This is a genomic window from Paenibacillus sp. LjRoot56 (genome assembly GCF_964253335.1).
Taxonomy (GTDB): domain Bacteria; phylum Bacillota; class Bacilli; order Paenibacillales; family NBRC-103111; genus Paenibacillus_E; species Paenibacillus_E allorhizoplanae.
The window spans coordinates 842,824-857,876 of sequence record NZ_CAXURV020000001.1; the positions used below are offsets into that span (position 1 = coordinate 842,824).

Annotated in this window: 15 protein-coding genes and 1 pseudogene; 13 read left to right on the plus strand and 3 right to left on the minus strand. The window is 44.6% G+C overall.

Annotation, left to right across the window (positions count from 1 at the left end):
* Positions 1-30 precede the first annotated feature (30 nt).
* The 5 genes and pseudogenes from ACSQ8O_RS03910 to ACSQ8O_RS03930 form a co-directional block, all read left to right on the plus strand.
* Positions 31-657, plus strand: a complete 627-nt coding sequence (locus ACSQ8O_RS03910) for a nitroreductase family protein (RefSeq protein WP_436240500.1) — start codon at positions 31-33, stop codon at positions 655-657.
* Positions 658-683: 26 nt separating this feature from the next.
* The gene (locus tag ACSQ8O_RS03915) at positions 684-1,382 is read left to right on the plus strand and encodes a pirin family protein (RefSeq protein WP_436240501.1); all 699 of its coding nucleotides are present in this window, start codon (positions 684-686) and stop codon (positions 1,380-1,382) included.
* Positions 1,383-1,402: 20 nt separating this feature from the next.
* Positions 1,403-1,729, plus strand: coding sequence for a hypothetical protein (locus ACSQ8O_RS03920; protein ID WP_436240502.1), 327 nt, complete (start codon positions 1,403-1,405; stop codon positions 1,727-1,729).
* 54 nt (positions 1,730-1,783) lie between these two features.
* On the plus strand, positions 1,784-2,782 hold the full coding sequence (locus ACSQ8O_RS03925) for a type I glyceraldehyde-3-phosphate dehydrogenase (RefSeq protein ID WP_436240503.1): 999 nt from the start codon (positions 1,784-1,786) through the stop codon (positions 2,780-2,782).
* 106 nt (positions 2,783-2,888) lie between these two features.
* Positions 2,889-3,316, plus strand: a pseudogene (locus ACSQ8O_RS03930) (low temperature requirement protein A); the annotation flags it as partial.
* A 197-nt stretch (positions 3,317-3,513) separates the two neighbouring features.
* Here the strand turns inward: ACSQ8O_RS03930 and ACSQ8O_RS03935 are convergent.
* Positions 3,514-4,710, minus strand: coding sequence for an MFS transporter (locus ACSQ8O_RS03935; protein WP_436240504.1), 1,197 nt, complete (start codon positions 4,708-4,710; stop codon positions 3,514-3,516).
* A 187-nt stretch (positions 4,711-4,897) separates the two neighbouring features.
* On the opposite strand from ACSQ8O_RS03935, the gene ACSQ8O_RS03940 reads away from it, so the two are divergent.
* The 5 genes from ACSQ8O_RS03940 (at position 4,898) to ACSQ8O_RS03960 (ending at position 9,484) form a co-directional block, all read left to right on the plus strand.
* Entirely contained in the window at positions 4,898-5,476 is a 579-nt protein-coding gene (locus tag ACSQ8O_RS03940; protein WP_436240505.1) for a TetR/AcrR family transcriptional regulator, read from the plus strand.
* Between the two features lie 456 nt (positions 5,477-5,932).
* Positions 5,933-6,517, plus strand: a complete 585-nt coding sequence (locus ACSQ8O_RS03945; protein WP_436240506.1) for a TetR/AcrR family transcriptional regulator — start codon at positions 5,933-5,935, stop codon at positions 6,515-6,517.
* A gap of 317 nt (positions 6,518-6,834) precedes the next feature.
* Complete coding sequence (locus ACSQ8O_RS03950; RefSeq protein ID WP_436240507.1) at positions 6,835-7,545, plus strand: SDR family oxidoreductase; 711 nt, start codon at positions 6,835-6,837, stop codon at positions 7,543-7,545.
* Between the two features lie 60 nt (positions 7,546-7,605).
* The gene (locus ACSQ8O_RS03955; RefSeq protein WP_436240508.1) at positions 7,606-8,811 is read left to right on the plus strand and encodes an MFS transporter; all 1,206 of its coding nucleotides are present in this window, start codon (positions 7,606-7,608) and stop codon (positions 8,809-8,811) included.
* Between the two features lie 349 nt (positions 8,812-9,160).
* Positions 9,161-9,484, plus strand: a complete 324-nt coding sequence (locus ACSQ8O_RS03960) for a metal-sensitive transcriptional regulator (protein ID WP_056618141.1) — start codon at positions 9,161-9,163, stop codon at positions 9,482-9,484.
* An 83-nt stretch (positions 9,485-9,567) separates the two neighbouring features.
* Here the strand turns inward: ACSQ8O_RS03960 and ACSQ8O_RS03965 are convergent, their stop codons facing one another.
* A complete protein-coding gene (locus tag ACSQ8O_RS03965; protein WP_436240509.1) occupies positions 9,568-9,726 on the minus strand; it encodes a hypothetical protein in 159 nt (52 codons plus the stop codon).
* A gap of 415 nt (positions 9,727-10,141) precedes the next feature.
* Between ACSQ8O_RS03965 and ACSQ8O_RS03970 the strand changes: the two genes are divergently transcribed.
* The 3 genes from ACSQ8O_RS03970 to ACSQ8O_RS03980 are packed head-to-tail and all read left to right on the plus strand — an operon-like array spanning position 10,142 to position 13,699.
* Positions 10,142-10,342 (plus strand): copper ion binding protein, encoded by a 201-nt coding sequence (locus ACSQ8O_RS03970; RefSeq protein WP_056618135.1) that lies wholly within the window; start codon positions 10,142-10,144, stop codon positions 10,340-10,342.
* Positions 10,343-10,353: 11 nt separating this feature from the next.
* Entirely contained in the window at positions 10,354-12,804 is a 2,451-nt protein-coding gene (locus tag ACSQ8O_RS03975) for a heavy metal translocating P-type ATPase (protein WP_436240510.1), read from the plus strand.
* A 25-nt stretch (positions 12,805-12,829) separates the two neighbouring features.
* A complete protein-coding gene (locus ACSQ8O_RS03980) occupies positions 12,830-13,699 on the plus strand; it encodes a hypothetical protein (RefSeq protein ID WP_436240511.1) in 870 nt (289 codons plus the stop codon).
* A 91-nt stretch (positions 13,700-13,790) separates the two neighbouring features.
* Here the strand turns inward: ACSQ8O_RS03980 and ACSQ8O_RS03985 are convergent, their stop codons facing one another.
* Positions 13,791-15,032 (minus strand): BNR-4 repeat-containing protein, encoded by a 1,242-nt coding sequence (locus tag ACSQ8O_RS03985; RefSeq protein ID WP_436240512.1) that lies wholly within the window; start codon positions 15,030-15,032, stop codon positions 13,791-13,793.
* Positions 15,033-15,053 lie beyond the last annotated feature (21 nt).

Consider the following 15,053-nt stretch of genomic DNA (forward strand, 5'->3'; position numbering starts at 1 on the left):
GATGCTTTATCCCGAGAGGAATGTGTTCAATTGACCGATTTTACTTCAGTGGTTAAAGAGCGAAGATCTGCAAATAAATTTATCCCAGGAAAAGAAATATCTGAACGAGATCTTGACGAGATTTTTAATCTTGTGAAATTTTCCCCTTCGGCATTTAATTTACAGCATACTCATTATGTGGTGGTGAATGACCCCGATGTCAAAGAAGACGTATATCAAGCTGCATTTAAACAGTATAAGGTTCAATCGGCATCGGCAGCAATTTTAGTGCTTGGCAGCATGGATGCCTATAAGGATGTAGCAAGAATAAATGAAGGATTTCTTAATCTAGGAGTTATTAATAAACAAGAATACAATATGACAATTGAATCTGTTACAAGATTTTATGAAGATAGAGGGGAAAGCTTTATGCGGGATGAGGCGATTCGTAACGCTTCCTTATCCGCACAATTATTTATGCTCGCTGCAAAGGAAAGAGGTTGGGATACATGTCCAATGATCGGTTTTGATCCTGAATTAATGCGGCAAGCACTCCACATTCCTGATCGTTATGTGCCTGTCTTATTGGTTGGAATAGGTAAGGAGGATACCTCCAAACAACGGCCACGAGGTTATCGTAAACCCGTTCGTGAGTTCGTTAGTTATAATCAATTTTAAAAATAACTAATAAGGGGAGCTCTAAAATGATCCAAGTATTCCCGGCCGATTCCCGGTTTAACGTAGATCATGGATGGCTGCGCAGCCGTTTAAGCTTTTCGTTCGGCAATTATTATGATCTAAATAACACCGGGTTTGGGGTTTTGCGAGTATGCAATGACGATGACGTAGATCCCGGCAAAGGATTTGGTGCCCACCCGCACAGTGATATGGAGATATTGACAATCGTACTTGCAGGGTCCGTTCGTCATGAAGATAACTTGGGTAATATGGAAGTAACAACAACTGGGGAAGTACAGCGAATGAGCGCGGGGTCCGGAGTCGTTCATGCTGAATACAACGCTTCGCAGAGTGAGCCGATGAGAATTCTTCAATTGTGGTTCATGCCAAATGAACGGGGATTAGATCCTTCCTATGAAACTCGTAGGTACAATTCGGAGAAGTTAAAGAATGCCTTGCTCCCCATCGTTGATCCGCAGGGATCAGAGCAGATTGTTAAAATCCATCAAGACCTAACGCTCTATTTATGCAGGTTGGATAAAGACAAAAATATCATCTTTCGGCAGGAAGAGGAACGCCGTATATTTCTATTCGTCATTGAGGGACGAATAGCAGTGAATCATACTCGTTTAGGTGAAGGGGATACGGCCCGAATCGAATCATTGTCTCACTTGAGTATCACGGCGGAGGAAGATGCATTTCTAATGCTGATTGACCTTCCCTAAGAACGAATAGGAGGGTTCTTATGAAAGAGGTAATTGTTGTAAGGCATTCCGTTGGAGGCAGGACATTTATTCATACCGGACAAAGACCCACGGAATATTCGGTGACACCTATTGGTCAGGGTTGGAGAATTACTTTAATCATTACACAGGATGTGGATATTCAAGAGATTCTCCGTTGGAAACAGGAACTAAATGTGTTTCTTTTTCGCGAATTCGATGATCAAACTGTGAAAAAAATTTGGTTTTATGTTAAAAATGGTCCTGTGACGTACAACGATCGGCTCAAGCAGATTACTATTTTCGCCGAGTCTCGGATCGAGTATATTCCGAATGAATTTGGCATTTAATTCATGGATTGCTAAGAAAACTTTATTAAACAATTTATGGAGGTTAAATGAACTATGGGCAAAATAGGGATATTCGGATTTGGGCGTATTGGAAGGCAATTATTAAGAGTCGCTTTGCAGAATCAACTTTTTGTTCCGGTTTCAATTTCAGATATTAAAAATGAAGCGATGCTTGCTGCTCTTTTCGAAGTGGACACTAACTATAAACGCTGGCCAGAATATGTCTCCGGACGGGATGGTCTAATGGTTATCGGGGGACGGGAAATTCAGTTTATCAATTCGTCTAAAGAAGTTCCAGATTGGAAGGCCCTGGATGTAGATCTGGTAATCGACTGTACAGGCCGAGCCGTTACCCGTGCTATTGCTCAACTGCATTTGGATCGAGGTGCAAATCGAGTACTGGTTAGTGGGCCAAGTAAGAGCCTTGAAGATTGTGATGCTGTATTGCTAAAAGGGATAAATTTGGATAGCTTCGACCCGGAAAAACACAAAATCATAAGTATGGCGAGTTGTACGACAAATGCATTGGCTCCAGTCGTCAAAATCGTAAGAGAAAACTTCGGAATCAAATACGGTCTATTTTCGACCGTCCATTCCTATACAAACACGCAATCACTTACGGATCAGCCTATGAAGGATCGTCGGGATTCGTGGGCCGCTGCGGAAAATATCATTCCATCTTCATCTGGAGCCGCAAGGGCCCTTAAATTCATATGGGATGATTTACAGATTACAGGTAAGGCATATCGAATTCCGACTCGTACTGGAAGCATTGCTGAATTAAACCTTGTTACGGACAAACCGTGTACGGCACAACAAGTAAACGATATTTTCCGTAGTGCCGCCACAGATGGCCAGTTGAAGGGAGTCTTGGATGTTTTAGAAGGTGAATGGGCATCTTCCCGTATCGTAGGCGATTCCCATTCCTCCATCATTGACCTTCCTCTGACGCAAGTACAGGGAGGACTCCTATCTGTCGCAACATGGTACGATAACGAATGGGGATACGCTTCACGATTAGCTGAAGTTGCGGCTTATTTAGTAGATAAATGATAATGCTAAATCAATAAATAAATTGAGGGCTATCGAACATTACACCGATAGTCCTTTACCTCATTATTAAGTGAACATCGCGTCAAATAAACGGAGTTTTGAAGTTATGGTTGAGAAAAAAGTAACCTGGTTGGAGCTTTTTTACGAACTACTTTTTGTATCAGCAGTATCAAAAGCGAACAGTGTCTTAACGCATGCCGATTAAGGTACCATTTCCATTGAATATTTAACTAAGTTTGTTCTTATTTTCATTCCAATCTGGTGGGCCTGGGTAGGACAAACTCTCTTTAATAATCGTTTTGGGAAAGATATCGTTACTCATAGAGCATTTATGATCCTCCAACTATTTTTGTTTTAATTATGACAGCAAGCCTATCCATTAATTTCGATCACTTCTATATTCCCTTCTCTGTAGGCTATATTGGCTCGACAGCACTGACAGCTACTCAATATCTGACGATACACAAAGCAACAGGCACACATCAAATGACCGCTCGATACTTAGGGACTCGCTTTTGGATTAGAATATTGATGCAATTATATAAGCAAACAATTTTTCTTCGAAAAGTTCATCCAATTTCATAAATTTTTGGATGCTTTCTAAATTAAATACAAATACTTTTCTAAAGTTCATAATTTAATTAATAATTAAATTTATAAAAAGGCAAATTGACTGCTATTGATGCAGTCAATTTGCCTTTTTTCTTTGTAGTTGAGTTTGGCCTATAACTTTAAGCTTTAGCTTTAGACTCAGTAAAAAAGTATAAGAGGGCAAGGAATGGAAGCAATGCACCGAACCAAGTTGTTACCACCCAACCCCCATGCGCATAGGTCAGGCCACCTACGAAAGATCCTACGGCTCCCCCGATAAAGAAGATAGCCATGAAAAGGCCGTTGAGCCGCCCTCTAGTTTCATTCCCCAACGAATAAATCGCTCGTTGTCCAACAACAAGATTACCGGAAACGGCCATATCTAGTGTAATCGCTGCAATGAAAAGCAACACGAGTGAAACATTTGATTTGCTGTGAACCAGAGCAAGGATGATGAAGGATACAACAGCAATGGTTATGGCGCTGAGCGTAAGGGCTCGACTCCAGTTTTTATCAGCCAACCTTCCTGCAATAGGAGCTGCAATGGCTCCGGCAACACCTACTAAGGCAAACAGGGCTATACCTTGTTGGGACATCCCGTATTGGTCCGCTAGTCGCAATGGCACTGTTGTCCAGAACAAGCTAAAGGCTCCGAATAGACAAGCTTGATAGAAAGCACGACGACGGAGTATAGGGGTTTGTTTGAATAATTTGAGCAGAGAGACCACCAATTGACCATAGGTCAGACCTTTCCCAGGCTGCCGCTCGGGCAATCGACTTATTAGTAAAATCCCCAACAGTACCATGAGTCCAGCTGAAATGGCAAAGATCGCTTGCCATCCCCACACGCCGGCAATTAAGCTTGCAACCGGACGTGCCAACATGATGCCGAGCAAGAGACCGCTCATCACATTGCCGACCACGCGGCCACGCTGTTCTTCGGTTGATAAATAAGCGGCGAAGGGTACTAGAATCTGCGCGGCGACAGAGCCTAGCCCAATCATGAGCGATGCGGACATGAACAGAAAAGTCCCTCGAGAAAAGGCAGCTACAGATAAGGCAAGAACTATAAAAGCAAGTAGAGCAACGATAAGTCGGCGATTCTCCAACATATCGCTCAAAGGCACGATGAATAGTAAGCCAGCGACATACCCAATTTGCGTAATGGTTACAATAAGGCCCGCGCTTCCTGAAGGAAGACTCAAGTCAGAGCTGATCGGGCCTACTAGTGTTTGGGAATAATATAGGTTGGCAACAATAAGACCGCATGCCGCGGCTAGAAGAAACATCATTCCATTTGAAATGCTTTTCTTATTATGAACATTTGATTGAATCATAGTCATCATCCTTTGTCAGCTATAATTTAATGCTCGCTAATTACTGAACGCTTCGTCTACTTATTAGGATGAAATTAATATATACTGAACGTATCGTTTTGTAAATAGAAAAATATATAACTTTATCAACTTTAACAAAATTATTATACTAAGTTAGAGATATTTGCCGGGCGAAGGAGAGGACACAATGTCATCGAAAAGAGGAAGACCACGAGATCCGAATACTCAAAAGTCCATTCTGGTTGCTTCCTACGAGCTTCTTTTGCTGCATGGATTCAAAGGTGTCACTGTTGAAAAGATTGCGGAGCATGCGGGAGTCAGTAAAACTACTATCTATAAATGGTGGCCTAATAAAGCCGCTGTGGTGATGGATGGTTTCTTAGACGCGGCAACCGACAGGCTGCCAGTCCCAGATTCAGGAAAAGTATTCGAAGACGTGTTAATCCATGCTACGAACCTATGTAGATTCATGGTTAGTCAAGAAGGGCATATAATTGCAGCGCTAATCGGTGAGGGTCAAGTTGATCCTATCTTAATGGAAGCTTGCCGGACCCGTTACATCCTCCCTCGCAGATCAGAAGCGCTTACGATCTTGCATAAGGGGATAGAACGAGGAGAGCTAAGACAAGAGCTTGATTTAGCGATCTGTGTTGACTTAATTTATGGTCCTCTTTTTTATCGTCTGCTGGTTACAGGTGAACCTTTGCATGATACGTTTGTAAAACAATTGGTTGAAGCTGCATTTTATGGACTAAAGCATCGCTGATGGTTGGATAAGCAGGTTCATGAAAAAGTAAAAGTGCTAAGTGTAGGAATACTATATACGACGTTCGGTCGTTTTATTCGGATACCAAGTAATATCCTTACATAGAGATAATAAAATTAAAAAGAAGCTATTGCGTTACCCAGTGGGTGTACGGAATAGCTTCCTCCAGGGACGCCGCTAGGCGTTTTTTCCTAAAGTAATCCAAGAAAGTTTATCTAATGCACCAACTGCGCTAAATCCGGTTGTAGTTTATTCCGCAGCACATAGAGCATGACCGCCCCGACGAGGAAGGCAACCGCATCCGCGATGACGAGTGTGGTTAGAAGTCTAACCATTAGAACACTAACTAAATGTATTGATTTGGATTTCGTTTGTCAAATCGTTTTTTTGTCCATTCTTTACTGAGCATTCTTAAACATGTATGATAGCAAGTATTAGGGAAAGGAGGTTATTCAGATGGCAAGACCTAAAGAGTTTGATCAGGAAGCTGCGCTAGATAAAGCGTTGGAGGTGTTCTGGGAGAAAGGTTACGAACGAACATCCATTCAAGACTTGGTGGAGCATACTGGTGTTCATCGCGGAAGCTTGTATGATACGTTCGGGGATAAGCACAAATTATTCTTAACCTGCTTGGACCGTTTTCGAATGGTTGCGAAAGAGCGCGTGTATTACATTTTGGAGGAGGAAGGTGAACCCAAAGAGGTTTTGCAGCGCTTTTTTACGAAGCTGATCGATGTATCACTAAGCGATGAGCATCAGCGCCGCGGATGTTTTGTGACGAACACGGCAATGGGCATAGGTACCAGCGATCCTGTTATAGCATTGCGTGTGGAAGCTCATACACTCGATTTGGAAACGACGTTCTATCATTTCCTGATTCGAGCGCAACAAAAAGGGGCACTCAAGAGTAAGTTTGGCATTCGTGAGCTTGCACGGTTTCTCGTAAATACAAGACACGGTCTGCACGTTATGGCCAAAACAGCAACAGATCGCAAAATGTTGGAGGATGCAGCTGCGGTGGCTATGTCGATCTTAGTGTAAAGATGACATAGTCGTCGGTGTTTGCTTGTTGATTAAAGAATGATTATTCTTTAATTTATCTCTTTTTTCCGCGGGTGCTATGCAGATATATGAAAGAAATTCGATTGGATAAGGAATGGTTAGAAATAGTTATTGACCGATCATTCTTAAATGAGGTATGCTATATGGCGTAGGGGAGATGTAGAACGCTTGAAAGGTCGAACGCTAAATCTGCACTGAAGTGTAAGAATTTCATGGTGGACTTAAAGGCATTTTTTTTGATCTTTTAAAGAACGATCATTCTTAAATAATTATAAATATGAACTGGAGGAATTACAATGAACATGACAAATCAAATTGCATTAGTAACAGGAGCGAACAGAGGTCTCGGCCGTCAATTAACGATTGAATTGATTGCTAGAGGGGTTAAAGTGTATGCGGGTGCTAGAAACCCTGAAACCATAGATATCCCTGGTGCTATTCCGCTCCAATTAGATATTACGGATCCGAAATCGGTCGCTGCGGCCGCGGAGGTAGCAACGGATGTGACATTGTTGCTTAACAACGCAGGATCCTCGACGGGTGCATCGTTGCTTGAGAGTGATTTGGAAACTATTCATCTTGAATTCGATACGCATGTGTTCGGTACGCTTGCTATGACTCGTGCATTTGCACCTATTATTGAACGTAATGGAGGAGGCAGTATATTGAATGTGCTATCTGCCCTGTCTTGGTTCAGCATCGGAGACGCTGGAGCTTATACCGCTGCTAAATCGGCAGAGTGGGGGTTGACTAACGTACTGAGACTGAATTTGGCTCCTCGTAACATAAGAGTTGCTAGTCTGCACGTCGGGTTTATGGATACGGATATGACTGCGGATATTCAAGCGCCAAAAGTTAATCCTACGGATATCGCCAAAATTGCTATTGACAGCATTGAAGCCGATAGTTTGGAAATCGTAGCTGACGATACAAGTCGTAAAGTGCAGAAAGGTCTTGCAGGTGGAGTGGCAAGCTTGTATCCGCAGTTGTTTCAGGCTAAGGAGTAAATCATAAAAATCGAGTAGATTAAACAAGATATGAAAATACTATTGAAGGAGGAAACGTGAATGAAAACTTTGTCAACAAAAGCGGCTTTCTGGGCTGTAGCCTGGATCTTAATAGTTAGCTTGTGGGCAAGTACAGCTCCTTCGATTGTTTTTCCTATTTATGCTTCGGAGTGGCATCTTTCTAAGGCAGTAACGACAGGAATTTTTGCAACGTATCCGATCGTACTTATTCTGGTCCTTATTCTATTAGGAAATATCTCAGATTACATTGGCCGTAGGAACACGTTATTAATCGGACTTATTTTTCTACTCATAAGCGCACTAGCTTTTGCTTCAGCTCCGAATGTATTTTGGCTATTTGGTGGTCGTATACTGCAAGGAATTGGAGTTGGACTGACAGCAGGATCTGGTGCCGCGGCACTTGTCGAATTTAATCCGAAGTCTAATCAGAAATTCCCTGGATCCATTAATACAATCACACAAGCTAGTGGGCTGTTTTTTGCAACGATTATCGGTGCAGTTCTTATCAAATATGCCCCATCACCGCTGCATTTTAGTTACTGGGTTTTGACAGCCATTGTGTTGATTAGTATGATCTTATGTTTCTTCATTCCTCAAAATAAAACTGTCAGGAAAACGGGCTGGAAGCCGCAAGGCATTCAAATCCCGCCAGGACAATGGGGGTTATACGCATTAGCCGCATTAGCAGTAGGAGCGGGTTTCGCAAATGGTGCCGTATTTTTATCGTTAGGAGCGCAGATTGCACGTGATGTCGTTGGAACGAATGACATTCTAGTGATCGGAACGGTTCTGTCGATATCGTATCTGCTTGGTGCTGTTAGTGCAACAATTGCAGGGCGCTTAGGCCCAAGAACATCCATTCGTGCTGGTATGATTGCTGTCTTTTTGACAGTCGTTATGTTGGTTACCGCTTCGGAATTACATTCTTTCGCTCTGTTCATGGTCTCGTCGGTCCTAGGTGGACTTGGCTATGGGTTCTCTGCAGCAGGGGGAATCGGGATTGTCGTTATCAACTCGCCTGTTCAGTATCGCGTACAGTTTATCTCAGCAGTGTTAGTTGTGGCTTATTTGTTCCAAGGCCTTAGCGCCTATGGTGGCGGGGTAGCTTCTACAGCGTTCGGCTTCAACAACGCGATATGGATTCTGGCTATCGTTGTGGCATTCCTTGCCATCTTTACTTTATTCCTATCGATGAAAAACCGGTTGGCTATGGTGTCACCATCTATTGCGCCTAAGGTGGGATAAAAGAGCCAGGTAATGCCAATGCCTACAAAAAAGTAGAAATACGTAATATCGGTTTAACACAGCAAAATATACGGTATGTAAAAATGTCAGGCACACAACGTAATACGCAATATGGTTACTCGTTATGGGAAATGGAAGTCTATCCATAAAGAAGAGATAGCATAGGGACCGGAAGCACTTGTAAGAAGTGTTCCCGGTCTTTTTTAACGTATTAGGCTAAGGTCTCTAGAAATTTTCTTATCTGGCTCGGAGTTTTGAATCAATTGCATGGAGCTATTATTCATTCCTTTTGTCGTTTGCATAGGGTGGGGGGCTATGATAAAATGCAATCAACAAAGGAGTGATTGGGATGACGGAGGAGAGCCACTCACACGACATGTGTGCAACTTCAAGCGAACGAAAGAGTCACCATTCCGATAAAGCCAAGAGTAATCTAATCACCCGATTGAACCGGATCGAGGGGCAAATTCGTGGTGTTAAGGGGCTTATTGAGAAAGATACGTACTGTGACGATGTGCTGAATCAAATTTCATCCATCCAATCCGCGTTAAATGGGGTAAGTAAGCAATTACTTGAGCATCATATGAAAAGCTGTGTGATTGATCGCATTCAAGAAGGCGATGAAGAAGTAATAACCGAGTTACTAACAACGATAAATAAACTCATGAAATGATGGATCTGGAGATCCTACCAACGTAGGTAAAAGGACTTCACCAAATAGGTGAGGTCCTTATGTGAGTTAGATGCTATGTGTCCCTATTTCTTGATAAGGTTCAAATTAATCGCCTGTTGTTCCGTTAGAATAAACTCCTGTTGAGGCCAAATATCCTCATCTGCATCTCTGCCGAAGAGACGAAGGAGCTCTAGCCAAACCCCTTTTTCTATAGCCTCTGCAGCTGTGATCATGATCTTCATAAGAAAACACCTCCTGTGTTTAATTACACGGATCTATTGCTTTTTAAACGAATTAGGCAGGATGTTCCGAAGGTGCTTTATTGATAGGATATGCTCTAGGGTACGAATTCATCCTCTAAAAGTTAGATATAATCGATATTCGTATACGATGTAAATAAGTTTCCGACTTGACTTATATAGGGTAGGGGGGTATACTAAAAGTAAGATCAGGTTGTTGAACAATTTCGAGTTGGCCAAACTGAAGTAGTCGGTAACCTTTTACCACATAAGAAAGTATAAGTTTTCGTCTCCCGAAAACAGCTTTCTTATTGGCGATAAAACCTACATATAAACGCGGTCGCTCATCATTGAATGGCCTCGATATAGGTTTTCTCACAAAGATGAAATAAATCTAATATATAAAGGAGAATGAACGATGCAAAATGTAACGTTGAAAGTAGCTGGCATGTCCTGTAACCACTGTGTGAATTCCGTTGAGGGAGCTTTGAAAACGATAGGCGCTACAGGGAAAGTTGACTTAGCGAACGGAACGGTCCATGTGGAATTTGATGAAAATAAGCTGACGCAAGATGCGATTAAAGAAGCGATTGAAGATCAAGGCTACGACGTCAACTAAAAGAGGTGTAGATGATGGAAACTGCTGATGCTGCAACAAATACCAAGCAAACATCACTGCAGATAACGGGAATGACATGCGCCGCTTGTGCTAATCGGATTGAAAAGGGTTTGAACAAGTTGGAAGGGGTCACGGAAGCCAACGTCAACTTCGCGATGGAGCGAGCCACGGTAATTTATGACCCTAGTCGTATCGATGCTGCCAAGATGGAACAAAGCATTCAGAAGCTAGGCTATGATACGGCGAAGGAAGCCGTTGATTTACAGCTTGAAGGCATGACCTGTGCGGCTTGTGCCCAGCGGATAGAGAAGACTTTAAACAAGTTACCTGGTGTGAGAGCGGCTACCGTAAATTTTGCAATGGAAACGGCCCATGTCGTGTACAATCCTGCTGATCTTACGGTATCTGATATGCAGAAGCGGGTTGAGAAGCTTGGCTACAAAGCTGTTCCTAAACAAGAGCAAAGCGACCCCGCTGAACACAGGCAGCAAGAGATTGGAAAGCAGAAGCGAAAGCTTTTGTTATCTGCGATCTTATCATTGCCGTTGCTGTGGTCGATGGTCAGCCACTTTTCGTTTACCTCATGGATTTGGATACCGGAATTGTTCATGAATCCGTGGTTTCAATTGATGATGGCAACGCCGGTTCAGTTTTACATCGGAAGACAATTCTACGAAGGTGCTTATAAAGCGCTGCGCAATGGCTCTGCCAACATGGATGTACTGGTTTCACTAGGAACGTCAGCAGCTTACTTCTATAGTCTGTATTTAACGATCGATTGGGTGATAGGTGGAGCCGGCATGCATCATGGACCGTCTCTGTACTATGAAACAAGCGCTGTACTGATTACGTTAGTCATCATGGGGAAATTGTTTGAAGCTTTGGCTAAGGGACGGACATCGGAAGCGATTAAGTCTTTGATGGGGCTGCAGGCGAAGACCGCGATGGTTATCCGTGAAGGTCAAGAGCTCAACATACCCATTGAAGAAGTGATAACTGGGGATGTCCTGCTTGTCCGCCCTGGAGATAAAATACCAGTCGATGGAGAAGTACTCGAGGGCTTATCCTCGGTGGATGAATCGATGCTCACTGGCGAAAGTCTGCCCGTAACTAAGAAACCTGGTGATGCGGTAATAGGAGCAACCATTAACAAAAATGGCATGCTTCGCATCCAAGCAACGAAGGTAGGGAAAGATACTGCACTGGCACAAATTATTAGAGTTGTCGAAGAAGCGCAAGGTTCGAAAGCGCCGATCCAACGGGTGGCCGACGTTATTTCAGGGATTTTTGTCCCTATCGTTGTGGGAATATCCCTTATCGCTTTCCTAGTCTGGTATTTTGTAGTGACACCGGGCGATTTTGCAGGGGCTTTGGAAAAAGCTATAGCCATCTTGGTTATTGCCTGTCCTTGTGCGCTGGGCTTAGCGACACCGACTTCGATTATGGCGGGATCAGGGCGCGCGGCCGAACTGGGCATTTTGTTCAAAGGCGGCGAGCATCTGGAGAAGACCCATCAGATTGATGTGATCATTTTAGATAAAACAGGTACAGTCACCAAAGGAAAGCCAGAACTTACCGATGTATACGCGGAAGGTGACGAAGCGGAATTCCTACGACTTGTAGGCGCGGCGGAGAGAAACTCGGAGCATCCCCTCGCAGAAGCGATTGTAGCAGGGATTAGAGAAAAGGGTGTTGAACTGCCCACGGTAGAATCATTCGAAGCCATCCCAGGCTATGGCATTAAAGCTGTCGTTGAAGGGAAAGAGCTGCTCATCGGAACACGACGTCTCATGGAGCAATTCGGTGTAGATGTGAAGGGTACTGAAGACGACACGATGTCGAAGCTGGAGGAGTCCGGTAAAACAGCTATGCTTGTTACCATCAATAAAGGGTACGGGGGTATAGTAGCTGTAGCGGATACCGTCAAAGAGACATCACATGCCGCGGTTAGCCGTTTGAAGGCTATGGGCATTCAGGTCATCATGATTACCGGTGATAACGAACGGACAGCCAAAGCGATCGCAGCTCAAGTGGGTATTGAGCATGTTCGTGCGGAGGTTCTACCCGAAGGCAAAGCGGAAGAAGTGAAAAAACTTCAAGCGCAAGGAAAGAAAGTGGCGATGGTTGGAGATGGTATTAACGATGCACCAGCGCTAGCGACGGCTGATATCGGGATGGCGATCGGAACGGGCACGGATGTGGCCATGGAGGCTGCCGATGTGACACTCATGCGCGGGGACTTAGCCAGTATTCCGGATGCGATCTACATGAGCCGCCAAACGATGCGCAACATCAAACAAAACTTGGTCTGGGCACTCGGATACAACACGTTAGGTATACCCATTGCTGCGCTTGGCTTATTGGCACCTTGGGTGGCGGGCCTAGCCATGGCATTAAGCTCGGTTTCTGTTGTTCTTAATGCACTGCGTCTTCAACGTGTGAAGATTCGTAACGAATTGTGACCTTAGATATAGGAGAGAGAAGCGCGTGAATATTCATAAAATAGGGCTTATCACAGCTATGCTCGCGGTACTGTTACTTAGCGCATGCGGCAGTGCGAGAGAAGCCTCCTCGAGCAAGAGTCAGCATGGCAGTCACGAGACAGCCTCTAGCCCAGCAAGTGGCGATGAACACAGCGGACATGGGGGCAAAATGCCTGAGGCATCCACGAACCTGAAAGCATCGTTCACCTTCGGATCGACAAGTCTGCAAGCGAATGAGAAATCGGAACTAACGATCCAAATTGCGGACGGTGCCGGCAAACCAGTTACTGATTTTCAAGTGAATCATGAGAAGTTGCTGCATTTGATAATTGTGAATCACAATCTATCGTCCTTTCAACATATCCATCCGACCTACCAAGGAAATGGCAAGTTTACGGTTAGCACAAGCTTCGATGCAGGTGGGGATTATAAGCTCATTGCTGATTTTATTCCTAGTGGCGGAACGAGCACTACGCTCAGTCAATGGGTGAAGGTTGTCGGTAAAGAGGCGGAGCATACGGTGCTCAAAGCGGATGCCAAGCTGCGGCAGGAGGTTAGCGGTAAGGCTGTTGAACTTTCCTTGAGCAGCTTGAAGACCAAAGAAGAGGTAACGCTCAGTTTTACAATTCGAGACGCTCAGACGAACAAGGAGATCACAAATCTGCAGCCATACTTAGGCGCCGTAGGCCATGTTGTGATTCTGTCAGCCGATGCTGAGCAGTACATTCATGTACACCCCCTTGAGGAGAAGGCGACAGGTCCTGTTGCTAAGTTCGCGACCTCATTCCCAGAAGCGGGAGTCTATAAGTTGTGGGGACAGTTCCAGCATAACGGAGAAGTGTTTACAGTGCCTTTCGTCGTTGATGTAAAATGAGCCCATCATTATTCGCATGAATAAGCCCTTGCATCCTTCAATAGGAAGGATGAGGGGCTTATTTGTTGTGATCGGTTTATGAGGTGAAACCCTACCGTTTCCTCCTGACCAACTTCATCTTCAAAGCTGTCTCGTAGTTGGTAAAATGCACATAATCCCCATGCATCCATAGAAGGAGCGCGTCTTCTTGCCCGTTGCTCCTAGCTAGGACGGGTCTTACGTTGTTGTGAGAAGACCCAGTGGTTACGGCAGTCGATTCCCATGTTTTACCGTAATCTGTCGTATGCCAATGCTCGATTTCGAATATACCATTGACCGAACGCGATAGATACACGTTGGCCGGGTTGGCATGATCGAGAATAAGACCGCCTGAGTAGAAGGGTTCCCGTTCCACGGCGCCTTGCTCGGTTTGCGGGAACCAGGAGCCGCTGGCTGTCATTTCATGGTTCTCCCAGGCATCGCCGTTCCAATAGCTGTACCAATAGCGGTGATCCGTATTTGAGTGGAAGACGGCGTATACGATGGCAGGACGACCGTGGGCATCCACCGCAATATCCCAGATCCATGCCTTCGTATCGTGCAGGATTCCGTCGAACACCACATCGGCTTCACGGGGAAGCATAGGCAGGTCGGATAGCGGTTTAATGGTTGAACCGTCCGAATGAGTGATGATGCCATCTTGGATGCAAGCACAGTAGATGCTGTTGTGCGGTTCTATATTGGGGTGTCCATCGGTAAAAGCAAACCAGATGGTATCCTTCCCATTGCCAGCGTATTTGACGTAAGGGCGCGCTCCGTCTCCCCTTATTAAGGTTTGGGGTTCCGACCATGTCCCCTCTTTATCGGGTAAAGAACTGAAATTGGGTTTGAAATTACCGCCACGCCAGAACAAATATTGCTTTTGTTCCTGGTGGAGATAAATCGGATTGGGATATGTATATCCATGCATGCCGCTCGTATTCTCCGGAAGTTCTTGTTCAGCGCCAAAGGATGCGATATCCTCTGCCGTTTCCATTTGACGGTAATACATCGTCTTCCCATTATGAGCAGAGTAGTAGATGATCGCACGTCCATCGGTTGGGACAAATAGCGAGGGATTCGCATGATCATCCTTCTGTAGACTTGGCTTTATCGTTGCGGCGTGGAGTGTCCCATCACGATGATCGTAGGTGCCGATCATGACGTCGCCGTGCTTCGTTAACCAACCGACATAAGTACGGTCATGCTGCCCGACATAACGGACTGCCCGTGGATCAGCGAAGAAACACCACGCCCCATCCTCGGTAAAACTTAAATGATGTTCGCCTCGCATAGAAATCAATTCCTCCTTCATATACGTTTCGTCCCTCCATGT